The 21569-nt window shown below is 69.4% G+C and carries 26 protein-coding genes; 13 read left to right on the forward strand and 13 right to left on the reverse strand.

Going from position 1 to position 21569, the window contains the following annotated elements; genetic code table 11:
* Positions 1–6: 6 nt before the first annotated feature.
* A complete protein-coding gene (locus ACFWN2_RS33705) occupies positions 7–1317 on the forward strand; it encodes a glutamine synthetase (protein WP_382434382.1) in 1311 nt (436 codons plus the stop codon).
* Here the strand turns inward: ACFWN2_RS33705 and shbA are convergent.
* From shbA to ACFWN2_RS33735, 6 genes are all read right to left on the reverse strand, one after another.
* Positions 1298–1789 carry an RNA polymerase sigma factor ShbA gene (gene shbA, locus ACFWN2_RS33710; protein ID WP_382434588.1) on the reverse strand — a complete coding sequence of 164 codons (492 nt, stop codon included), beginning with the start codon at positions 1787–1789 and terminating at the stop codon, positions 1298–1300. The genes ACFWN2_RS33705 and shbA overlap by 20 nt on opposite strands.
* A gap of 233 nt (positions 1790–2022) precedes the next feature.
* A complete protein-coding gene (locus ACFWN2_RS33715) occupies positions 2023–2700 on the reverse strand; it encodes an RNA polymerase sigma factor (RefSeq protein ID WP_382434384.1) in 678 nt (225 codons plus the stop codon).
* Positions 2701–2803: 103 nt separating this feature from the next.
* Entirely contained in the window at positions 2804–3370 is a 567-nt protein-coding gene (locus ACFWN2_RS33720) for a sigma-70 family RNA polymerase sigma factor (protein WP_382434386.1), read from the reverse strand.
* A gap of 85 nt (positions 3371–3455) precedes the next feature.
* A complete protein-coding gene (locus tag ACFWN2_RS33725; RefSeq protein WP_382434388.1) occupies positions 3456–4172 on the reverse strand; it encodes a methyltransferase domain-containing protein in 717 nt (238 codons plus the stop codon).
* The gene (locus ACFWN2_RS33730) at positions 4169–4738 is read right to left on the reverse strand and encodes a sigma-70 family RNA polymerase sigma factor (RefSeq protein ID WP_382434389.1); all 570 of its coding nucleotides are present in this window, start codon (positions 4736–4738) and stop codon (positions 4169–4171) included. The genes ACFWN2_RS33725 and ACFWN2_RS33730 overlap by 4 nt, the downstream gene beginning before the upstream one ends.
* 100 nt (positions 4739–4838) lie before the next feature.
* Complete coding sequence (locus ACFWN2_RS33735; protein WP_382434390.1) at positions 4839–5558, reverse strand: class I SAM-dependent methyltransferase; 720 nt, start codon at positions 5556–5558, stop codon at positions 4839–4841.
* A gap of 33 nt (positions 5559–5591) precedes the next feature.
* On the opposite strand from ACFWN2_RS33735, the gene ACFWN2_RS33740 reads away from it, so the two are divergent.
* The 6 genes from ACFWN2_RS33740 to ACFWN2_RS33765 are packed head-to-tail and all read left to right on the forward strand — an operon-like array spanning position 5592 to position 10600.
* The gene (locus tag ACFWN2_RS33740; RefSeq protein WP_167976179.1) at positions 5592–6437 is read left to right on the forward strand and encodes a ParA family protein; all 846 of its coding nucleotides are present in this window, start codon (positions 5592–5594) and stop codon (positions 6435–6437) included.
* Positions 6430–7191, forward strand: a complete 762-nt coding sequence (locus ACFWN2_RS33745; RefSeq protein ID WP_382434392.1) for an Fpg/Nei family DNA glycosylase — start codon at positions 6430–6432, stop codon at positions 7189–7191. The genes ACFWN2_RS33740 and ACFWN2_RS33745 overlap by 8 nt, the downstream gene beginning before the upstream one ends.
* Before the next feature lie 32 nt (positions 7192–7223).
* A complete protein-coding gene (locus ACFWN2_RS33750; RefSeq protein ID WP_382434394.1) occupies positions 7224–8465 on the forward strand; it encodes a cytochrome P450 in 1242 nt (413 codons plus the stop codon).
* A 42-nt stretch (positions 8466–8507) separates the two neighbouring features.
* Positions 8508–9062: an RNA polymerase sigma factor gene (locus tag ACFWN2_RS33755; RefSeq protein ID WP_382434396.1), complete on the forward strand. Its 555-nt coding sequence runs from the start codon at positions 8508–8510 to the stop codon at positions 9060–9062.
* Entirely contained in the window at positions 9062–9580 is a 519-nt protein-coding gene (locus ACFWN2_RS33760; RefSeq protein ID WP_382434398.1) for a hypothetical protein, read from the forward strand. The genes ACFWN2_RS33755 and ACFWN2_RS33760 overlap by 1 nt, the downstream gene beginning before the upstream one ends.
* Before the next feature lie 42 nt (positions 9581–9622).
* Complete coding sequence (locus ACFWN2_RS33765) at positions 9623–10600, forward strand: quinone-dependent dihydroorotate dehydrogenase (RefSeq protein WP_382434400.1); 978 nt, start codon at positions 9623–9625, stop codon at positions 10598–10600.
* A gap of 194 nt (positions 10601–10794) precedes the next feature.
* On the opposite strand, the gene ACFWN2_RS33770 is transcribed toward ACFWN2_RS33765, so the two are convergent.
* From ACFWN2_RS33770 to rimO, 7 genes are all read right to left on the reverse strand, one after another.
* A complete protein-coding gene (locus ACFWN2_RS33770) occupies positions 10795–11979 on the reverse strand; it encodes a uracil-xanthine permease family protein (protein WP_382434402.1) in 1185 nt (394 codons plus the stop codon).
* 236 nt (positions 11980–12215) lie between these two features.
* Positions 12216–13037, reverse strand: coding sequence for a hypothetical protein (locus ACFWN2_RS33775; protein ID WP_382434404.1), 822 nt, complete (start codon positions 13035–13037; stop codon positions 12216–12218).
* 41 nt (positions 13038–13078) lie between these two features.
* The gene (locus tag ACFWN2_RS33780; RefSeq protein WP_382434406.1) at positions 13079–13930 is read right to left on the reverse strand and encodes a PspA/IM30 family protein; all 852 of its coding nucleotides are present in this window, start codon (positions 13928–13930) and stop codon (positions 13079–13081) included.
* 358 nt (positions 13931–14288) lie between these two features.
* Positions 14289–14711, reverse strand: coding sequence for a helix-turn-helix domain-containing protein (locus tag ACFWN2_RS33785; RefSeq protein WP_090073917.1), 423 nt, complete (start codon positions 14709–14711; stop codon positions 14289–14291).
* Positions 14712–14816: 105 nt separating this feature from the next.
* Positions 14817–15293: a CinA family protein gene (locus ACFWN2_RS33790; protein WP_382434408.1), complete on the reverse strand. Its 477-nt coding sequence runs from the start codon at positions 15291–15293 to the stop codon at positions 14817–14819.
* Positions 15290–15868, reverse strand: coding sequence for a CDP-diacylglycerol--glycerol-3-phosphate 3-phosphatidyltransferase (gene pgsA, locus ACFWN2_RS33795; protein ID WP_382434409.1), 579 nt, complete (start codon positions 15866–15868; stop codon positions 15290–15292). Before pgsA ends, ACFWN2_RS33790 begins: the two co-directional genes overlap by 4 nt.
* Positions 15865–17268: a 30S ribosomal protein S12 methylthiotransferase RimO gene (gene rimO / locus ACFWN2_RS33800; RefSeq protein WP_382434411.1), complete on the reverse strand. Its 1404-nt coding sequence runs from the start codon at positions 17266–17268 to the stop codon at positions 15865–15867. The genes pgsA and rimO overlap by 4 nt, the downstream gene beginning before the upstream one ends.
* A gap of 129 nt (positions 17269–17397) precedes the next feature.
* On the opposite strand from rimO, the gene ACFWN2_RS33805 reads away from it, so the two are divergent.
* The 6 genes from ACFWN2_RS33805 to ACFWN2_RS33830 all read left to right on the forward strand — a co-directional run bounded on the left by ACFWN2_RS33805 (position 17398) and on the right by ACFWN2_RS33830 (position 21567).
* Complete coding sequence (locus tag ACFWN2_RS33805; protein ID WP_382434413.1) at positions 17398–17721, forward strand: hypothetical protein; 324 nt, start codon at positions 17398–17400, stop codon at positions 17719–17721.
* Between the two features lie 5 nt (positions 17722–17726).
* Positions 17727–18227: an amino-acid N-acetyltransferase gene (locus ACFWN2_RS33810; RefSeq protein WP_382434415.1), complete on the forward strand. Its 501-nt coding sequence runs from the start codon at positions 17727–17729 to the stop codon at positions 18225–18227.
* A gap of 63 nt (positions 18228–18290) precedes the next feature.
* Positions 18291–19142, forward strand: coding sequence for a MerR family transcriptional regulator (locus tag ACFWN2_RS33815; RefSeq protein ID WP_382434417.1), 852 nt, complete (start codon positions 18291–18293; stop codon positions 19140–19142).
* Positions 19126–19917: a hypothetical protein gene (locus ACFWN2_RS33820; protein ID WP_382434419.1), complete on the forward strand. Its 792-nt coding sequence runs from the start codon at positions 19126–19128 to the stop codon at positions 19915–19917. Before ACFWN2_RS33815 ends, ACFWN2_RS33820 begins: the two co-directional genes overlap by 17 nt.
* Before the next feature lie 94 nt (positions 19918–20011).
* Complete coding sequence (locus tag ACFWN2_RS33825) at positions 20012–20416, forward strand: hypothetical protein (RefSeq protein ID WP_382434421.1); 405 nt, start codon at positions 20012–20014, stop codon at positions 20414–20416.
* On the forward strand, positions 20413–21567 hold the full coding sequence (locus tag ACFWN2_RS33830; RefSeq protein ID WP_382434423.1) for a YcaO-like family protein: 1155 nt from the start codon (positions 20413–20415) through the stop codon (positions 21565–21567). The genes ACFWN2_RS33825 and ACFWN2_RS33830 overlap by 4 nt, the downstream gene beginning before the upstream one ends.
* Positions 21568–21569 lie beyond the last annotated feature (2 nt).

Consider the following 21569-nt stretch of genomic DNA (forward strand, 5'->3'; position numbering starts at 1 on the left):
AGGATCGTGGACTCTGCGGAACGTGACCAGCGGTTCGAGCGGGCGACGGAGCTCTTCGACGGGCTCAACGCGAGGGACGTGAGCGTCGTGGCGCTCACCTGGGTCGACAACAGCGGCATCACCCGCACCAAGTCCGTTCCCCTGCGCAGGCTGGCCCACGCGGCGGCGCACGGGGTGGGCGCGTCACCGGTGTTCGACGTGTTCCTGCTCGACGACTGGATCATCCAGGGCCGGTTCGCCGGCGGCCCGGTCGGCGACCTGCGCCTGCACCCCGACCTCGACCGGCTCACGGTGCTCGCGGGCCAGCCCGGCTGGGCCTGGGCGCCGGTCGACCGCCACTACCAGAGCGGCGTCCCGTACCCGATGGACCAGCGGCTGCAGGCCCGCAAGGCCGTCCGGAACCTCAGCGACCAGGGCCTCACCGCGCTGGCGGGCTTCGAGATCGAGTGGTGCGCCGGCAAGCCCGGCACCGACGACTGGGTCCCCGCGACCAGCGGGTCCGCGTACGGCCACGCCCGCCAGGTCGAGGTGTCCGACTACTGCGTCGACCTCCTCAACGCCCTCGACCGGCAGAACGTCGAGGTCCTCCAGTTCCACCCGGAGTACGCCGCCGGCCAGTTCGAGGTCTCCACGGCTCCGGAAGATCCAGTGGCCGCCGCCGACACCGCCGTGCTCGTCAAGGAGACCATCCGCGCCGTCACGATCCGGCACGGCATGCGCCCGTCGTTCTCCCCCAAGGTGATCAACGGCGGCGTCGGCAACGGCGGCCACCTGCACCTCAGCCTCTGGCGTGACGGCACGAACCTGTTCGACGGCTTCCAGGACGAGGCCAGGCGGTTCAGCGCGGGCGTCCTCACCCACCTGCGCGCGTTGTGCGCGATCGGCGCGCCCTCTCTCGCGAGCTACCTCAGGCTCGTGCCGAACACGTGGGCCGCGCCGTTCGTGGCGTGGGGCGAGGAGAACCGCGAGACGGCGCTACGCCTGATCAAGGACAACATCGAGATCAAGTGCTTCGACCTGACCGCGAACCCGTACCTCGTCGTCGCGGGCGTGATCGCGGCCGGCCTGGACGGCATCGCCACGCAGGCCGAGCTCCCCGAAGGCCTCAACGTCGACCCGGCGCTGCTCGGCGACGTCCAGCGCCTGCCCACGTCGCTGAGGGAGGCGGTCGACGAGTTCGAGAAGGACGCGGTGCTCGCCGAGGCGTTCGGCCAGGAGCTGGCGGGCACGATCGCCGACGTGCGGCGCGGCGAGATGGAGCGGTACAAGGACGCGAGCCCGCAGGGGATCGCGAACGTCACTCGCTGGCGGCACTGAGCTCCTTGCGCAGCCGCGACAACGCCCGGTGCTGGGCCACCCGCACCGCACCGGGCGTGGAGCCGACCGCCTCGGCCGTCTCCTCCGCCGACAACCCCACCATCACGCGCAGCACGACGATCTCGCGCTGCTTCTCCGGCAGCACCCTCAAGAGCGTGGCCATCTGCTCCGACAGTTCCCCCTGCATCGCCCGCTGCTCGGGGCCGGCCGCCGTGTCCATGGACTCCGGCAGTTCCGGCACCGCCTCGGCGCGGTTGCGCGAGAAGCTGCGGAACGAGTCCGCCACCTTGTGCGCCGCGATCCCGTAGACGAACGCCAGGAACGGGCGCCCCTGGTCGCGGTACGACGGCAACGAGGTCAGTACGGCCAGGCACACGTCCTGCGCGACGTCGTCCGCCGACGCGAACGACCCGACGCGCGCACGGCAGTACCGCACGATCAACGGCCTGATGGTGCCCAGGAGCCGGTTGATGGCGGCACGGTCACCGGCGACAGCGCGCGCGACGTGTTCGTCCGCGGCCTGTGGGCGGCCCGTGTAGTAGGTGGGTGCCGGCGGGTCGACCGGCGGCTCAGGAGCGACGGTGGTCCGTTCGACCAACGCGTCGAGAGTGCCCCTCGAAGCGGAGACCGGCCCACCGACGGATGAGCCCTGAACGGCTTCCGCAGGCACCTTGCGGTGCAGGCCGGGTGTGAACTCCACGCAGATCACCGTTCCTCTTCTGGACGCCGGCGCACCGCGAGACGCGCCCGCCGGATCCGTCCTTCGACCGCGCGCGGGGTGAGTCGCATCAACTCGCCGATCTCCGCATGCGAATAGCCCTGGTCATGAAGGAAGAGCAACCGCCTGCTGTCCTCGCTCAGCGTCGCGAACGCGGCGTTCGCGGTCTGCTGCTCGATGACAGCGTCCTCAGGGGTCCCCTCGGCCACGACGTGTTCGAGGGACGCGAGGGTGTCCACGAGCCGTACGTCCTGCCAGCCGTGAGTCCTCGTCTGCCAGCGCCGGTACACGTTGGGGAACGCGAGCACGCAGGCGTTGACGAAGTACTCGTTCAACGGCTGCCCCTTCTCGACGGACCACTCCTGGCCGAGGAGACCCCGGTCGCGGAAGTGGACGAACCCCTCGAACACCGCGTCGCTGGCCAGTTCCTCGGCCTCCAGCCGCGGGATCTCCTGCTGCTGCAGGTACCGGCCGTGGCGGCCGGACCGGCTGAAGATGCCGCCGGACCGCACGAGCTTGGTAACGATCGTGAGCCCGCGTCCGAGGAGCTGACGGTGGAACTGGTCCCAGACGGGCCCGGATAGCCCCGACTCGCGGAAGTGCTGCACCAGCACCCCGTCGATGCGCAGCCGGTCGGCGGCAGACGCTGGGTCCGAACTGTCCATGCCCCCTGGTCCCTATGTCGGTGTCTTCCTGCCCTCTAGGTATGTCGTTTGGATGCGTTTACCCCACGCATCCACTACGACTCGTAACAAATGCAAACGAATGTCACCCGATCGGGACAGCCAGAGACGCGATTTCCTTGCGAAGGCGACCGAGCGCGCGGTGCTGAGCGACACGAACAGCACCCGGCGTCGACCCCACCGCGTCCGCGGTCTCCTCCGCGGACAGACCCACCACGACGCGCAGCACGAGGATCTCGCGCTGCTTGTCCGGAAGGACGTGCAAGAGCTGACCGAGCGTGCCGTTCAACTCGTCCTGGAGGACGAATTCCTCCGGTCCCCCTGCCCGCACGGCCGCGTCGGGCACCTCCGCGACCGGCTCCGCACGGTTACGAGCCAGTGACCGATGCGCGTCGGCGACCTTGTGCGCGGCGATGCCGTAGACGAACGCGAGGAACGGCCGGCCCTGCTCCCGGTAGTTCGGCAGCGCCGTCAGCACGGCCAGGCAGACCTCCTGCGCGACGTCGTCCGCAGTTGTCGCTGAACGTCCCACACGCGCGCGACAGTACTTCACCACCAGCGGGCGCAGGTAGCGAAGTAGCTGGTCAACGGCCCGGCGCTCACCCTGCACGGCCCGACTGACCAGTTCCGCGGATAACGCTGAACTCTCCATCCGAAGTGTCCCCTCGTCGACTTCCCGTGGAGGAGACGTGCGACGCGTCACTCCTTATGCGGAAAGTAGGGAGAAACTTCAAACGTCACCCGTTTGTCGCAATGAAGAGCGGTTGGTAATAGGCATGAGGCAACCACTCCGAGTAATCGAAACCCGCGCGTTCCGCCAATTCGGTGATTTCGTGACGAGTAATCGCCCAATACCGTGCCTTGCTCACGTCCACGCGCCAGGACTCGGTTTCGTGCAGCCGGAACATCTCCAACTCGTACCGGTCGCCGTCCCAATGCCAGAGCTGGAACCACACGACGCGACCCGGTCCCACGGACGGAGAAGTCGACAACGGCCGCTCGCTGCGGATCGCGTCGTAGTCGCGCGTAGAGAGGATGAGCCGACCATCGGGCCTGAGCACCCGGCGCATCTCGCGCAGCGCCGCCAGCACGTCCTCAGCCGTCAGCAGATGGGGCAACGCGTTGTCCGCCGCGAGCACGACGTCGAATGAGGCATCCGCGAACGGCAGCGAGCGCATGTCCGCGGCGAACGCGGGCAACGTGACGCCACGCGCCGAGGCCTCCAGCACGGCCCGAGAAGCCGCCTTGGGGCTCAGATCGGCGCCCACGACCTCATAGCCGCGCAGAGCCAGACCGATCGCCTGCGTGCCGATGCCGCACGCGCAGTCGAGGACGCGCGCGCCCCGCGGAACGAACTCCGCGAGCTGCGACGCCTGCCGGGCCATCGACGCGTCCCAGTCCGGGAACATCAGGTCGTACGTCCCGGCCAGTCCGTCGTAGAAGGCGCCGGTCAAATCAGCTCCTCGACCCCCACGGACGTCCTCAGCTTGGCCAGCGCGCGGTGCTGGGCCACGCGCACGGCGCCCGGCGTCGATCCGATCGCCTCAGCCGTCTCCTCCGCCGTCAGACCGACCACGACGCGCAGCAGCAGGATCTCGCGCTGCTTGTCCGGCAGCAGCCGCAGCAGTTGGCCCAGCCGTGCCGAGAGGGAGCCCATCAGAGCGTTCTCCTCGGGGTCGACGGTCAGCGACGGACCGTCCGGCACCTCGGCGACGGGTTCGGAGCGGTTGCGCGCCGAGACCCGGTGGGCGTCCGCGACCTTGTGCGCGGCGATGCCGTAGACGAACGCGAGGAACGGTCTTCCCTGCTCACGGTAGGTCGGCAGGGCCGTCAGCACCGCCAGGCAGACCTCCTGCGCCACGTCGTCGGCCGACGCGTACGCCCTCTCGTTGCGGCCGACGCGCGCACGGCAGTACCGCGCCACGAGCGGCCGTACGGAGGCCAGCAGTCGTTCGACGGCAGGCCGGTCACCCGCAACGGCCTCGTTGACCAGTGAGGCCAGCAGGTCGGAACTTTCCATCGCGTCGGATCCCTACGTCGGCAGCGAAGCCATTATCTTTCGCCCCGGCGTTGTTTGGGACCACTCATCAGTGTCATAAAAGTCCCGAATGCAAACGCTGTCAGGCGGTGCGGCGAGCGAGCACGTGCAGCCGGGCGGCGACGTCCCTGAGCGGGGATCTGGTCGCGGCGGCCAGTTCCAGCTCGGCGAGCGCGTCGGCGGCACCCGGATTCGCGTCCAGCACGACGCCGGGCACGAGATCCGAAACGATGCCATGTCCTTGGAGCAGTTCCACGGAGAGTCCGGCCTCCAGGACGAGCTTCTCAAGACCTGGGACGTCGAACCGGCGCTGCAGCGGGTCGCGGGTGCCCGCGAGCTGACCCGCGTCGTCGTCCAGCAGCCTGCGGGCGTCGACGATGCGGCCGGCGATCGCCCGGTGCAGGATCGCCGCGAACCGGTTCGCGACCACCACCGACACCGCGCCGCCCGGCGCCACCGCGGCGGCCAGCGAGGCGAGCGCGGCCGGTGCGTCGTCGACGACCTCCAGCAGCCCGTGCGCCAGCACCAGATCGGCCTCACCGGCGGGAACGCCCAACGCGTCCGTGTCGCCCTGAACGGCGTTGATGGTCACCCCGGCCTCACGCGCACGGGTGTTCAACGTCGCCAACGCGTTCGGGGAGGGCTCCACGACCGTGACCGCGCATCCCGCTGCGGCGAGGGGCACGGCCCAGACGCCGCTGCCGCCTCCGACGTCGAGCACGCGGGGCTGTTCTCCACCCCTGCGCTCGCGTGCGGCGGCCAATTCGGCGTCGAGCACCCTGTGTACGGCGTCCGGTCGCATGGCCAACAGACTAGGAGACCCTAGAGTAGGTCTGTGCATACGGTGTCCGTGCTCAGCCTCAAGGGAGGCGTCGGCAAGACGACGGTGGTGCTCGGCCTGGCCTCTGCCGCCCTCCGCCGTGGTGTCCGCACTCTGGTGATCGATCTCGATCCGCAGTGCAACGCCACGTCGACGCTGGAGCCAGAGGAGTCCAAGGCGAGCATCTACGACGTCCTGCAGGACCCGTCCGAGGAGAACCTGGAACAGGCGATCCGCCCCAGCAGATGGGGTGACGGCATCGACGTGCTGTCCGGGTCCGAGGACGCCGAGCTGCTCAACCACCCGGATCCGAACGAGTCGCGCCTGCACCGGCTGAAAGACGCGTTGCGCACGTTGCGGGACATGTACGACGAGTTCCCGTACCACCTGGTGCTGCTCGACTGCCCGCCGTCGCTCGGCCAGCTGACCCGAAGCGCGCTGGTCGCGGCCGACCGCGCGCTGCTGGTCACCGAGCCGACGATGTTCGCGGTGGCGGGCGTGCAGCGGGCGTTCGAGGCGGTGCAGAACGAGCGGGAGAGCAACAACGCCGACCTGCAGCCGCTGGGCGTCGTCGTGAACCGCGTGCGTCCGCGTTCGCACGAACACCAGTTCCGCATCGAGGAGCTGAGGGACATCTTCGGTCCGTTGGTGATGCCGGTGGCGTTGCCGGACCGTCTGGCCGTGCAGCAGGCACAGGGCGCGTGCATGCCGATCCACGAGTGGGGCACGCCGGGCGCGCGTGAGGTGGCGCTGGCGTTCAACCTGCTGCTCGCCCGCATCCAGCGCATCTCGCGCAGCCGGCGCCGGGCCGTGCACCACGACTTCGACGACGACGAGATCCAGGAAGCGGTGGATGCCTGAGGGCGACACCGTCTTCCTGGCCGGCCACCGGATGAACGAGGCGCTGGCCGGGAAGACCCTCCTGCGCGGCGAGCTGCGGCACCCCCGGCTGGCCGCGCTGGACCTGGCCGGGCTGGACGTGCTCGGCGTGCGGACGTACGGCAAGCACATGTTCACCCACTTCTCCGACGGCAACAGCCTGCGCAGCCACTTCCGGATGGACGGTTCGTGGCACCTGTACCGGCCAGGTGAGCGCTGGCGCCGTCCCGCGCACCAGGCCCGCGCCGTGTTCGAGGTGGACGACCGGCAGGCGATCGGATTCGCGTTGCACGACCTGGAGTTCGTGCCGACCGCCGAGGAAGATCGATTGATCTCCCACCTCGGACCTGATCTTCTGGCGCCTGAGTTCGACACCGCTGAGGCCGTTCGGCGGTTGACCGCCGACCCTTCCCGGCCGATCGGGCTCGCATTGTTGGACCAGCGGGTCATGGCGGGCGTCGGCAATCTCTACCGCGCGGAAGTTTGTTTCCTGTTGCGCGTTCTGCCGACCGCTCCGGTCTCCGCCGTGGACCCCTCACGTGCGGTTGCGCTGTCGAGGAAGCTCTTGCAGGCCAACCAGTGGCGGCCCGAACAGAGCACGACCGGCGACCTGCGCGTGCAGCACTACGTTTTCGAGCGGACCGGCAAACCCTGTTTGCGTTGTCGCACAAGGGTCCGATCGGACGAGATCGACGGAAGATTCGTGTACTTCTGTCCAAAATGCCAATCCGGTTGAACCGAGACGCTCTCCGGGCCGTGTGCCCCAATATGGCGGTAAATCTGGATGCGTTGCGCCCCGGCTTCACCGACGACCCCTACTCGGTGCTGAAGAGCCTGCGCGACGCCGGCCCCGTGCACCGGGTGGAGACGCTCGGCGTACCGATGTGGCTCGTGACCCGTCACGCCGACGTGCGCGCCGCGCTGGACGACCCGCTGCTGTCCTCCCACGGTTCGGCGCTCGCCGAACCCCTGCGCGGCCACCCGCACTTCGCGTCGTGGTGGTTCGGCGACCTGTCCGACCACATGATGAACAGCGACGAGCCCGACCACACCCGCCTGCGCCGCGCGGTGTCGAGCCAGCTCACGCCCCGCCGCATCGCCGACCTGCGCCCCCGGATCGAGCAGGTCGCCGCCTCGCTGGCCAACGGCTTCGCGGACTCCGGGCGCTGCGACCTGATCGCGGACTTCGCGGCACCGCTGCCGATCACCGTGATCATGGAGCTGCTCGGCGTGCCGGCCGTCGACCAGGAGAACTTCCGCTACTGGGCCGACGTGGTCACCGGGCTGGCGGACGGAGACGCGTCCTCGGCCCGTGAGGAGACCTCCGGCTACCTGCGCGACCTGGTGACGCACAAGCGGACCTCCGGCGACGACGACCTGATCGGGGGTCTGGCCCGCGCGACCGGCGAGACCGCGCTGACCGACGACGAACTGGCCTCGCTCGCGTTCCTGCTGCTCGTGGCGGGGTACACGACCGCCGTCGACCTGGTGGGCAACGGCGCGCTGGCGCTGCTGCGCGACCCCGAGCAGCTCGAACTGCTGCAGCGCTCGTCGTCGCTGCTGCCGGGCGCGATCGAGGAGTTCCTGCGGTTCGACGGCCCGGTCTCGCACGTGGTGCGGTTCGCGACGCGGCCGCTGACGATCGGCGGCGTGCAGATCCCTGCGGGTGACGTCGTGCTGCTGTCGCTGGCCTCCGCCGAGCACGACCCGAACCGCTACCCGCGCGCCGACCAGCTCAACATCGAGCGGGCGGACCGGCAGCACCTGGCGTTCGGGCACGGCATCCACTTCTGCCTGGGCGCGCCGCTGGCCCGGCTGGAGGGCGAGATCGCGTTCCGGACGCTGCTGGGGCGTTGCGCCGGGCTGACACTGGACACCTCGCGGCCGCTGGGGTGGCGGGTGTCGCTGGGCAGCAGAGGGCTGCGGGAGCTGCCGGTGACGTTCCTGGCCAAGCCCAAGATGCCGCTGGACGAGCAGGCGACGATCAAGGTGGCGAAGCCGACCGTGTAACGGCGCGGCTGGAAGTCGGCAATCATGGTCGTGAGCCAGCCGATGACAGCCCCACGACATCCACCACCGCCTTCTCCGACGCGTGCGGCACGTGCGTTCGCGGAGATCTACGAGGCCGAGTTCGACGTGGTCACGTCGTACTTCGCACGGCGCACCGCGGACCCGCAGACGGCCGCCGACCTGACCGCGGACACGTTCCTCGCGGCCATCACGTCGTTCGCGACGTTCGACCGTTCCCGGGGCACGGCACGAGGCTGGGTTCTCGGCATCGCACGGCGGGTGTTCGCGCAGCACTGCGAGGCCGTCACACGCGGCCGTGACGTGGTCGCGCGCATCCACGGACGGCGCGTGCTCGCCACCGACGAGATCGCCGACCTGGTCACGCGCATCGACGCGGAACGGGCCGGGCGCGAGCTGATCGCGGCCATGGGCGCGTTGCCCGCCACCGACCGCGAGGTGATCGAGCTCGTCGACCTGGTCGGGATGGCACCGAAGGGCGCGGCGAGGGTGCTGGGCATGTCGTCCGGCGCGCTGCGGATCAGGCTCTTCCGGGCGCGCGGCAAGGTCCGCGCCCTGATCACGGACGGGGGACAGTGATGACGACGTTCAAGGACAACCTGCTCGACGACCTGATGCGCGAGCACGGCGAGACGGTCGAGGAGGCGCCAGAACAGCGCAGGAGGTCCGCACGACCGTTGCTGGCGGCAGCGGGAGTGCTCGCCGTGGCCGGTGCGGCGACCGTCGCGATCGTCAGCGGCAACTCCGAGGCCTACGCCGTCACGAAGAACGCCGACGGGACCGTCACCGTGACCATCAAGGACGTCAAAGGGGTCGACGGGGCCAACGCGAAGCTGCGCGAGTACGGGATCCGCGCGAAGGCCGTGCCCATGTCGCGGGACTGCGCCGAGCTGGACGAGAGCAAGATCTACATCGGCGACTACCGCCTGCCGGACCACGCCGACGACGGGTCGATGACGTTCCGGCCCGGCGACCTGCCCGAGGGCCACACGATGTTGATGGGCATCTCGAACCTGCCGAACCGGGGCCACGGGCTGGGGTTCACCGGCCCGATCCGCGACCCGGCGCCCGACTGCTTGGCCGAAGTCGGGAACTGAGGGCCGCGCGCCCGCCCTGAACTGGCGTTATAGGGTGGGCGCGTGGTGTACAAGCAGGTGGTTCGCAGGGCGTTGTTCGGAATGCACGGCGGCGACGCGGAGCGGGTCCACGAGACCACGCTCGACGTCATGGCCCGGTTGAGCCCGCTGGCGAAGTTCGCCCGCGGCCAGAACAACCCCCGCACCGTCTTCGGCGTCCGCTTCCCGAACCCCGTGGGGCTCGCGGCGGGCCTCGACAAGGACGGGCGCGCGCTGCCGGCGTGGGCCGCGCTCGGGTTCGGGTTCGTCGAGGTCGGCACCGTGACGTGGCACGCGCAGCCGGGCAACCCGAAGCCGCGCCTGTTCCGCCTGCGCGAGGACGAGGCGATCATCAACCGGATGGGCTTCAACAACGCGGGTGCGCAAGCGCTTGCCGCGAAGCTCGACCGGACGTCGTTGAAGGCGCCGCTGGGCATCAGCCTCGGCAAGTCCAAGATCACGCCGGTCGAGGACGCCGTGCAGGACTACCTGGACTCGCTGAACGCGCTGAAGGACCACGGCGACTACTACGCCATCAACGTGAGCTCGCCGAACACCCCCGGCCTGCGCAGCCTGCAGGACAAGGGCGCGCTGACCGAGCTCGTCGCGGCCCTGACCGCGGCCACGGACAAGCCGATGCTGGTCAAGATCGCGCCGGACCTCACCGAGGACGCCATCGCCGAGGTCATCCAGGTGTGCGTCGACAACGGCATCAAGGGCCTCATCGCCACGAACACCACCCTCAGCCGTGAGGGCCTCACGAGCGCGCATCAGGGCGAGACCGGCGGCCTGAGCGGCAAGCCGCTGACCCGGCGCGCGAACGACGTGGTCCGGTTCATCACGAAGAACAGCGACCTGCCGGTCATCGGCGTCGGCGGCATCGCGACCGCGGACGACGCCCAGCGCATGATCGACGCCGGCGCGAGCCTCGTGCAGATCTACACCGGGTTCATCTACGAGGGCCCCGGGCTGGTGTCGCGGATCAACCGGGCGCTGCGGTAGCGCATCGTCCACAGCGGACTGCACCGCCCGCGCGACGCACGGCTCCTCGTGGCGCGCCGGGATCACGACCCACACCGTTGCCGCCCAAGGCAACGGTCGCGAGCGGTGCAAGATCAACTAAATGATCGGTCCGAAGTGGAGGAAGCCAAACCACCTGAACGGGTGGACGCCAGGTGCGGCGGGCGGCCGCGGCTCTAGGTGCGGCGAGCGGCCCGGAGCCAGCGCATCACGGGGTGCAGGATCACGACGAGCAGCGAGCCCCACACCATCCCGCCCAGTTCGAGGTCGCCGATCTTGATGGTCAGGTCGCCGACGCCGGCCACCAGCGCGGCGCCGCCGACCATCGCGTTGACCGGGCTCGCCAGGTCGACGCCCCGGTCCATCCAGATCCGCACGCCGATCAGCACGATCAGGCCGTAGAGCACCAGCGTGCAGCCGCCGAGCACGCCCGGCGGGATGGTGCCGAACAGCGCGATGGCCTTCGGGGAGAACGCCAGCAGCGTGGCGAAGACACCGGCGAACGCGAACGCGGCCGTCGTGTAGACGCGGGTCACGGCCATCACGCCGATGTTCTCGGAGTACGTCGTGGTGCCGGCGCCACCGCCGAGACCGGACAGCGCCGTCGACAGGCCGTTCGCGATGATCGCGTCGCCCGCGCTGCCGTCCAGGTTGCGCCCGGTGAGCGCCGCGACCGCCTTCACGTGCCCGACGACCTCGGCCACCAGCACGATCACCACGGGCAGCATCAGCAGCACGACGGACGGCCGCAGCTCCGGCTGGTACAGCTTCGGCAGGCCGACCCAGGCCGCGTCGCGCAGCGCGGCGATCCGCTCGGACGGCACGGCGCCGAACGCGAGCCCGCCCATCCAGACCGCCACGAAGCCGATCAGGACCGAGAACCGGAACACCAGGCCCCTGCCCAGCACGCCGGCCAGCAGGATCACCACGGTGGTCAGGGCGGCCAGCAGGGGCTGCTCGCCGAAGTTCGAGGTGGCCTGGCGGGAGAGGTTCAGGCCGATGAGGATCACGACGGCGCCGGTGACGACCGGCGGCATGACCGACTCCAGCAGGCGCACGCCGAGCGCCTTGACCGCGATGCCGACGACGATCACCAGCAGGCCCGCGGCGACGACGCCGCCGAGCTGGGCCGCGATGCCCTGTTCGCGGGCGGCCACGAGGGGCGCCACGAAGGCGAACGAGGAGCCGAGGTAGCTCGGGACGCGGTTCTTGGTGATCACGAGGAACAGCAGCGTGCCGAGGCCGGAGAACAGCAGGGTGGTGGCGACGGGGAGACCGGTGGCGGTGGGAACGATCACCGTGGCGCCGAACATGGCGACCAGGTGCTGCACTCCGAAGCCGATGGTGAGCGGCCAGCTCACCCTCTCCTGGGGTGCGACGGTTTCACTGTCGGTGATCCGACCGTCCCCGTGCACGGTCCACAACGCCAACGCACTGCCTCCCGGCAATTCAGCCGGACTTCCCGCAGACCGGCCCCGAGATCCTGCCACGCCATGTAGCGGCTACGGCTAGATAACAGTCCGATAATCACACGATTGCAGCAAAGATCTCCAGAGAGACTCGCCGAATAGCGGCATGCAATTACGGAGCGTTACATTCAGTACGCTGAATAGCCTGAGACATCACGCATCGCGGACGCCAAACCGGCCATGTGGTCGGTCGCGTCGTCCAGGACCTCGCCCGGGTTCTGGAACTGCGTGCTCGCCGCGAGGGCCTTGCCGGCCTCGGCCACCAACGCACAGTAGCGGTCCACGCCGTCCGCCAGTTGCACCCTGAGCACCCGGACACCCTCGACCAGCGACGCGCGCTCCAAATGCGGCGCGGTGTCGCGAGCGCGTTCGACCGCCTGCAGCTGCGCAGACACCGCGCGGATGGCCGTGGCGGCCTCCTGGGCGGCCTGGCGGGCGTGCTGGACGGACTCGGTCGGCATCGACGTGAGCGCGGGCGAGTCGAGCTGCACGAGCAGCTGCGCCATCGCGTCCTCGGCGCCGTGGAGCTTCTCCATCGGCACACGCGCGGACGAGATGTGCGCGGGCAGCGGCGGCCGGGGCGGCGGTGGCGGCGACAACGCGAGCCGCTGCCGGGCGACGCCCAGTTCCTTCAGCTTGAAGCCGCTGCGCACGGCGAGAACGGCGGGCACGGCCGCGCCGATCGAGCCGGTCACCGCGGCCCACGTGCCGAGAACGCCGGTGAAGCCCAGCACGGCGAGCGTGCCGAGCATCGAGATGACGATCAGCCAGAACGTGAGCACGGCGTTGGTGCGCTTGCGCTTGCGCTCGAGCTTCGCGACCGGGTCGTTCCACTTCTGCAGCCGGTAGCGCGCCTGCTCGGCCAGCGGGTGGCCCTGGAGCGACGCACCCAACTCGCCGACGACCTTGCGGACGATCTCGTTGTTGGGACGGTTTCTCCAGGGCTCCATGATCACCTGCTGACTCCTCCTGCTCCCCCGGCCTCAGAACGTCAGTTCTGGGCGGGAGGAACCTGCTGCTGCGTGGTCTTCTGCTCCGACTGGACTCGCTGCGCGATCTCGGCCTGGATCTGCGCGGCCGCGCTGTTGCCCGCCGTGACCTGCTGCGGGGTGCTCGACTGGCCGCCGTGCATGGACGCGCGGATCTGCTCGAGACGCGACGAACCGGCGAGCTGGGTGGTCGAGGCCTGGACCTCGAGCATCCGGCCCTGGACCGAGTTCTGGGCGAGCTCCGCGGACCCGAGCGCGGTCGAGTAGCGCTTCTCGATCTTGTCGCGAACCTCTTCGAGCGACGGCACGTTGCCCGGTGCCGCGAGCTCGCTCATCTGGTTCAGCGACGCGGAGACCTGCTCCTGCATCTTGGCCTGCTCGAGCTGGCTGAGGAGCTTGGTGCGCTCGGCCAGCTTCTGCTGCAGCATCATCGAGTTGCGCTCGACAGCCTGCTTGGCCTGTGCGGCGGCCTGCAGCGACTGGTCGTGCAGCGTCTTCAGGTCCTCGATGCCCTGCTCGGCGGTGACGAGCTGGGTGGCGAAGCCCTGCGCGGCGTTCTCGAACTGGGTGGCCTTCTGCTCGTCACCCTTCGCGCGCGCCTCGTCGGCGAGCACCAGAGCCTGACGGGCGGAGGCCTGCAGCTTCTCGACGTCGCCGAGCTGGCGGTTGAGCTTCATCTCCAGCTGGCGCTGGTTGCCGATGACGGCCGCAGCCTGCTGGGAGAGCGCCTGGTGCTGCCGCTGCGCCTCCTCGATGGCCTGCTGGATCTGCACCTTCGGGTCGGCGTGCTCGTCGATCTTCGACGAGAACGACGCCATCAGGTACTTCCAGAACTTCACGAACGGACTGGCCATCTCCTACGCCTGCCTTCTCGGTGCCGGTGTTGGATCCATCGTCTCAATTGTGCGTCGGCGTATCCACCGACACGGGGAGATATCCGGGAACACCCTGACCCACCCCGGGACTTAGGAGTACACGTCTGACGACGTGCCAATCCTGCCCGCACCCGCGCCCGGAGACGCGGTGACCCAGCGTGCTGATGCCAAGCCGTTGCCTGCCGTTCAGCGCGCCGCGTCTGTTGTGTGTTGAACGTACGAACTCTCCGTCTTGTTGCAGACCGTCACGTGGCGGGGGCCACAACCTGATGATGTTCACCCGGATGCAGGCGACCCCGCTCGCCAGAGGGCGAACGGGGTCGGTTGGCATGGGATCTCAAGCCGCGACGACTGCCTTGGGCGTCTCGCCGATCTTGCTCGTGAGCCTGTGCGTGAGCATGGGCTGCAGGCGCAGGTCGGACAGGTCGTCCGAGAGCGTGGACGGCAGCACGCGGCCACCCTCCAGCTTCCCGCGCTCCGAGCGACCGTCCGGGACGGTGTCGGGAACCGTGTCCGGCGTCTGCTGGACGGCGCCGATGTCGGAGGCAACGTGGTGCAGCAGTTCGGACAGGGGCAGTTCCAATGCGTCACAAATGGCCGCGAGGAGCTCGCTGGACGCCTCTTTGCGGCCGCGCTCCACCTCGGACAGGTACCCCAGGCTCACGCGGGCGGTCCGAGAGACCTCGCGCAGCGTGCGGCGTTGGTTGGTGCGGGCATGGCGAAGCCGATCACCGATCGCCTCGCGCAGCAGCACGGTCATCGCGCGCCTCCTTCCGGCCGGCCGTGTCCCTACGTTACCGATCGACACCGACAACGGGCAGTGACTTCCGAACACGTCCGCCAAGGGCGAACGAACGCGGAGTCATCATTTGTTCCCGTCGCCGATGGCCAGCAGGTTGTCCGACAGCAGGACCAGGGCTTTTTCCACAGCAGCCGAACGGACAGCTGCGCGGCCACCACTCAGAGTGATTGTCCGCACTGTGGACACTCCAGGCCCGCTCAAGCCGATGTGGACCGTCCCCGGAGCGACACCGTCCTGCGGATCGGGTCCGGCGACCCCGGTGAGCCCGATCCCCCAGTCCGCTCCGCACCTCGTCCGGGCGCCTTCGGCCAGTTGGATCGCGACTTCGGGGTGCACCGCACCGTGCTCGTCGAGCAACTGCTGGTCCACGCCCGCGAGCTCGTGCTTGAGCTCGGTCGCGTAGACGATCAACCCACCGCGGACCACGGCACTCGCCCCCGGTGTGTCGACGATCGTCGCGCACAGCAGACCCGCGGTGAGCGACTCGGCCGTGGCGACGGTCTGGTTCCTCGCTTTGAGCAGCTCGACGACGCCTGTCACAGCACCGCCCTGCCTGCTCTCGCCTTCATCTTGAACGCGTGGATGACGTAGTCGATTCCCGTGACGACGGTGAGGACGAGCGCGACGGCCATGATCACCCAGGCGATGAGCCCCAACACGTCGTTCTGCGGGAGCACGAACAGCCCGATCGCGATGACCTGGGCGAGCGTCTTGGCCTTGCCGCCGCGGCTCGCGGGGATCACGCCGTAGCGGATCACCCAGAACCGCAGCAGCGTGATGCCGACCTCGCGCACGGCGATGGTGATCGTGATCCACCACGGCAGCACGTCGAGGATGCTCAGCCCGACCAGCGCGGACCCGGTCAGCGCCTTGTCCGCGATCGGGTCGGCGATCTTGCCGAAGTCGGTGATCAGCCCGTGCTTGCGGGCGAGCGTGCCGTCGATGTGGTCGGTGAAGCTCGCGACCGCGAAGACCGCGAACGCGATGAGGCGCCACGTGGTGTCGAAGCCACCCGCTTCGAACAGGGAGAACAGGAAGACCGGAACGAGCGCCAGCCGCGCCATCGTGAGGATGTTCGCGACGTTGAGCAGCGGGACCTTCCGGGCCTCCGTCATGTCGGGATGACCTCGACGACCAGGTCGACGCCCTCGGAGTCGACCACCCGGCACCGCACGAGGTCGCCGCGCTTCAGCCCCTCGGCCTCCAGCACGATGCACTCGCCGTCGACCTCGGGAGCCTGGTGCTCGGCCCGGCCGACGCAGTCGTTCTCGTCGTCCTCCTCGGTCTCGATCAGCACGACGACCTCGGTGCCGACCCGGTCCTCTGCGCGCTGGCTGGTGAGCTCCTCGACGAGGTTGCCGATGCGCTGCACCCGTTCCGCGATGACCTCGGCGTCGAGCTTGCCGTCGAGCTCCTCGGCCTCGGTGCCGTCCTCGTCGGAGTACCCGAAGATGCCGACCGCGTCGAGCCGCGCCTCGGTGAGGAACCGCTCCAGTTCCTGCAGGTCCGCCTCGGTCTCGCCGGGGAAGCCGACGATGAAGTTGCTGCGGATGCCGGCCTCGGGCGCGTGCTCGCGGATCTGCCACACGAGCTTGAGGAAGCTGTCCGTGTCACCGAACCGGCGCATGCGGCGCAGCACGTTCTCGCTGGAGTGCTGGAACGACATGTCGAAGTAGTCCGCGACCTTGCCGGTCTTCGCGATGGCGGCGACCAGACTCGGCTTGGTCTCGGCCGGCTGCAGGTAGCTGACCCGCACCCGCTCGATGTTCGGAATGCTCGCCAGCCGCGGCAGCAACTGCTCCAGCGCCCCCTGCTCACGCGGCAGGTCCTTGCCGTAGCTCGTGGAGTTCTCGCTGACGAGGAACAGCTCCTTGACGCCGTTCTCGGCGAGCCACATGGCCTCGGACACGATCTCGTCCGGGTGCCGCGACACGAAGGCGCCGCGGAAGCTGGGAATCGCGCAGAAGCTGCACCGCCGGTCACAGCCGGACGCGATCTTCAACGGCGCCACCGGGGCGTCGTCGAGCCGCTTGCGCTGGACCTTGGTGGGCCCCCAGCCGTGGCCGGGCACCTGGACCGCCTGAGCAGCCTCCTGGCGCTTGACCGGCGTGATCGGCAGCAGCGTCCGCCGGTCCACCGGCACGTGCGACTCGACGGGCTTGCCGTGCAGCACGTCCTGCAGCCGCTCTGCCAGGTCGTTGTACTGGTCGAACCCCAGCACCGCCGCGGCCTCGGGAAGGCTGTCCGCGAGCTCCTTGCCGTACCGCTCAGCCATGCACCCGACAGCCACGACCTTGGCGCCGGTGTCGGACGCGGCGAGCAGCGTGTCGACGGAGTCCTTCTTGGCCTGCTCGACGAAGCCGCACGTGTTGACGACGACGACGTCAGCGCCCTCGTCCACCAGCTCCCAGCCGCCCTCGCCGAGACGCCCGGCGAGCTCTTCGGAGTCGACCTCGTTGCGGGCGCAGCCCAGGGTCAGCAGCGACACGCGTCGCGGAGTGGTGGGAGAAGACACGGCGCTCAGAGTAACCGCCCCAGGTCCCGGTGCTTGAATCGCGCTGTTGAGGCGTTCGTGACGTTGTCCAGGACCGGCACCCACATTCTGTCCACTTCTCATGTCCCCTCTGGGTGAACCCTGTGGCGCGTGCTCACCGAGTTGTTGAAGTCGGGTTACACGGCACCAGCGCTGCTGGCCGTGTCGGTGCTGCTCACCCGGCACGTGTGGGCGGAGCTGGCACGGACGTTCCGCGACTGGGTCCGCTCCGGCCCCGCCCGCCGACGCGCGAACCTGGAGAAGAAGGTGGTCGACCACGCTCTCGGCAACGAGACCAGGGAACAACGCGACCATTCGATCAAGTTGCTCCGCCTGCTCTTGAACGCTCGCGACCGCTCTCTGCCCGAATCTCCGCCGGCAGCACCCGACCCACCGCCTGACGAAACACCCGGCGACACGGCGGCCCATACTTGACGGTTGTGACCAGTGGGGTAGTCGTGCGGCGCGCCCGCACCAGCGACGTGCGCGCCATGAAGGCGTTGATCGACGGGTACGCGGGCAAGGTTCTGCTGGCCAAACCCCTGGTCACGCTGTACGAGGCGGTGCAGGAGTTCTGGGTGGCCGAGGAGGACGGCGAGCTGCTCGGCTGCGGCGCCCTGCACGTCATGTGGGAGGACCTGGCCGAGATCCGCAGCGTCGCGGTGTCGCCGCTGGCCCTGGGCAAGGGCGTGGGGCACCGGATCGTGGCGCAGCTCATCGCGACGGCCAAGGAGCTGCAGCTCGTGCGCATCTTCTGCCTGACGTTCGAGACGCGGTTCTTCAACAAGCACGGCTTCGTGGAGATCGAGGGCACGCCGGTGAGTCCCGAGGTTTACGAGGAGATCATGCGGTCGGTCGACGAGGGTGTCGCCGAGTTCCTCGACCTGAGCTACGTGAAGCCGAACACGCTCGGCAACAGCCGGATGCTCCTGGAGCTGTAACTCTTCGAGTAATCACTCGAAGAGTCTTGACTCGACGAACCTAAGCACGCCAGGATCAACGGCGTGCCCGAATCGCTCACCGTCGACGAGCTCGCTGCCCGGATCGGCCTGCCCAGCAGCACCATTCGCATGTACCAGACGAAGGGTGTGCTGCACGCGCCGAGACGGCAGGGGCGCGTGGCGTACTACGACGCCTCGCACGTCGAGCGGCTGACGTTGGTGCAGCGGTTGCAGCAGCGGGGGTTCTCGCTGCCCGCGATCGCCGAGCTGATCACGGCACGTGAAAAGGGCGAGTCGGTCGCCGCGGTGCTCGGCATGGGCGAGACCGAGGGGCCCGACGACTGGGTTCGGATCAAGGTGCGCGACATCCGGCACCTCGTTCCGATGGGAGACGTCCAACCGCGACTCCTCCTCCGGGCTATGCGGTTGGGCTTGGTGCGGTGGAAGTACGGCTGGCCGCACGCGCGTCGCTGGGCACTCGAAGCGGGCGGCAGGCTTGCCGGCCTACGGGTGCCCAGCGATGACGTCATGGACAGCTTCACGCGCCTGCGCACGGCCACCGACGCGGTGGCGGCGGACTTCGTGCGGTTGTTCGAGCGGCAGTTCTGGCCGGAGCTCGCGCGCAAGGCCGGTGACGAGAACCAGCTGGAGAACGTGCGGGCGTTGCTGGTCGAGCTGACGTACACGGCGGAGACCGCGGTGGTGGGGACGCTGCGGGAGTCGATCCGGGACGCGGCCGAGGAGTTCGCGTCGCGGCACGGGTTGCTGCCTAGCGACGACTACCAGCCCGCGTGGGCCGAGCAGCCGTTGCCGCCGATCGCCGAGAACCTCATGGATCCGGCCGGGGATCTGCCGAGCGAGCAGGAGATCGAGAACTTCCTGAAACGGGGGGACGAGGATGAGCCTGGTCGCTGATCCCGCCTGGCACGCGCAAATAAGAGACGAAGGCCTTGTCGTGTACGCGGGTGCTGATCTCGCGTACCTGATCCCGGACCTGCCCAGGGCGGTGGCCGTGGCGCTGGCGGGACTGTTCGAGCCGGTTTTGAGGGGAGTGGCTCGCACGGTCGACGAAAGCCGGTTGGGGGAACCGGTTCGTCAGCACCTGGCCCAGCTGAGGACCCTGGGCGCTCTCCGCCCGGCCGGGTTGCCCGCCGACGACGCGAAACCGATGGGGGTCGGCACGCGCGTCGTCGGGGAGGCACCCGCCGGGCTGGCAGAGCGGTTGCCGCACGACGAGAATCCGGATCTGCTGCTCGTGGTGCGGACCACCGGCACGCTGGTCGACCTGGTCGAGGTGGCACGCGAGACGAAGGTTCCGCACCTGTTGCTGGACCTCGCGTACCACCACACCGCCGCCGTCGGGCCCTTCGTGGTGCCCGGTGCCGGCGCGTGCCTGGCGTGCCTCGCGGTGCGGGCGGGGCGGCGGTGGGGGGATCCGCCGCCTCCCCCGCGTCCGGGGGCGCTCGACCACGAGTTTCCCATTTCCCTTGCCCTGCAAGCGATTCACAACATCCACAACGGCTCGCTGGCGTTGCTCGACACGGTCGTCACCGTCAACCTCGACGAGTTCACGACGACGCGCGAGAGCGTGCTTCCCGCCGCCGGGTGCGAGGTCTGCCCGACGGTCGAGTTCGGGCGCGTGTCACTTCCTTGGGGGAACCATGAACGCGACGGCAGTACGGTTACCTGACCAGTTCTCACCCGGTGCGGCCGCGGCCAACGCGGCGACGCCCACCTGTTGCTGTTGTTGTTGCTGTTGCGCGGTTTCCTCGGTCGGCGCGGCCGTGCACATCCCCGCGGCTCTGCACCAGGACACCAAGGACCTGCCACAACCGCGCAGCCTGCTCGTCCTGCCGTCCGCGATCTTCCCGTTGCTCGTCGTCGTGCTGCCGTTCGTCACGGCGGGCGCGATCTTCGACCTGCACTGGGGCTGGTGGGCCGGCGGACTCGGGGTGGCGCTGGCGTGGGCGGCGGCCTCCGGGTTCCTCGCCCGGTCGCCGAAGCCGTGGATGAGCCTGGTCAGGCTGCTCGGCTGGATCCTGCTGTGGTGCGTCGAACCGTTCCTCGTGCTGCCCGTGCTCGGCACACTGGCCGAAGTCACCCACATCGCCGTCATCGCGCCGATCTACGTCGGAGGCGCGCTGTGGCTCGGTTACTGGATCTTCCGGCGCTACCGGAGGAAGCGGTGAAGACCGTCGCGGAGGCGCTGGTCGAGCGCGCGGTCGGCTGGCGGCAGGGCGTGGTGTCGCAGCTGCAGCCCGTGCCGCACAGTCTGTCCGATGTGGACGTCGAGGGCTGGGCGGCGGTGCCGGAGCCGTTCGCGACCGGCGGCACGTCCGGCGGCACCAGCAAGGTCGCCGCGATCGCCGAGGCACTGGAACGCCACGCCGCCGCACGAGCCGAGCTGGAGACCGTCTCCGACGGCGAGTGCTGGCCGCTGGAACACTTCAGCCTGCACACGGTCGAGCAGCGCGTGGCCCCGAACTACCGCTATCGCAAGGGATACGTCGACACCCCGTACACGCGGGCGTGGACGCTCCCCGGCAACGACCCGATCCGCGTCCCGGCCGGCCTGGTGGCCCTGGACGCCTCCTACGGCCTGCCCGCGACCTCGTCCGGCCTGGCGGCAGGACCGTCGACGACCAGCGCCCTGCTGCGGGCGGTCCAGGAACTGGTGGAGCGCGACGCGTTCACCACGACCTGGCTGCATTCCCTTGCGCCGCAACGGTTCGACGCCGGACTCCCGCACGGCGCCGAGGCGTTCGACCTCACCCCGGCCTACAGCCCGCACCCGGTGGTCGCCGTAGTGGGGTCGCTCCCGATCGCGGGCAGACCCCGCCCGACGCTGGGACTGGCCTGCCGCGCGACAACGGCGGAGGCGGTGCGGAAGGCCTACGAGGAGTGGGTGCAGGGCACGGTGTTCATCGAGGTGTGGCTGGCGCGCAACGGCGACAGTCCGGTCGAGGAGGCCACCGACTTCGACAAGCACGCCGCCTACTACGCCACCCACCCGGCGAAGTGGGACGACCTGCCGTGGTTCACCGGCTTCGAGGCGGACCCGCCCAATGACGCCACGGCCCGCGGCACCACAGCGGAACTGACCGAACTGGTCCACGCCCTCGACGACGCGAAGATCCGCCTCGCCTACCGCGAGCTCACCACGCCGGAACTCTCCGCCGTGGGCCTGCACTGCGTGCGGGTCCTGTCCCCCGACCTGGCCCCGCTGCACTCGGACCACCGCTGGCCCCACCTGGGCGGCCGCGCAGGAGAACTCAGCTGGCGCTACCCGCACGCCTCACCGGGCGTGTTCCCGAATCCCGCACCACATCCACTGGGGTGAGC

It is taken from the genome of Lentzea sp. NPDC058436 (assembly GCF_042721515.1).
Classification (GTDB): domain Bacteria; phylum Actinomycetota; class Actinomycetes; order Mycobacteriales; family Pseudonocardiaceae; genus Lentzea.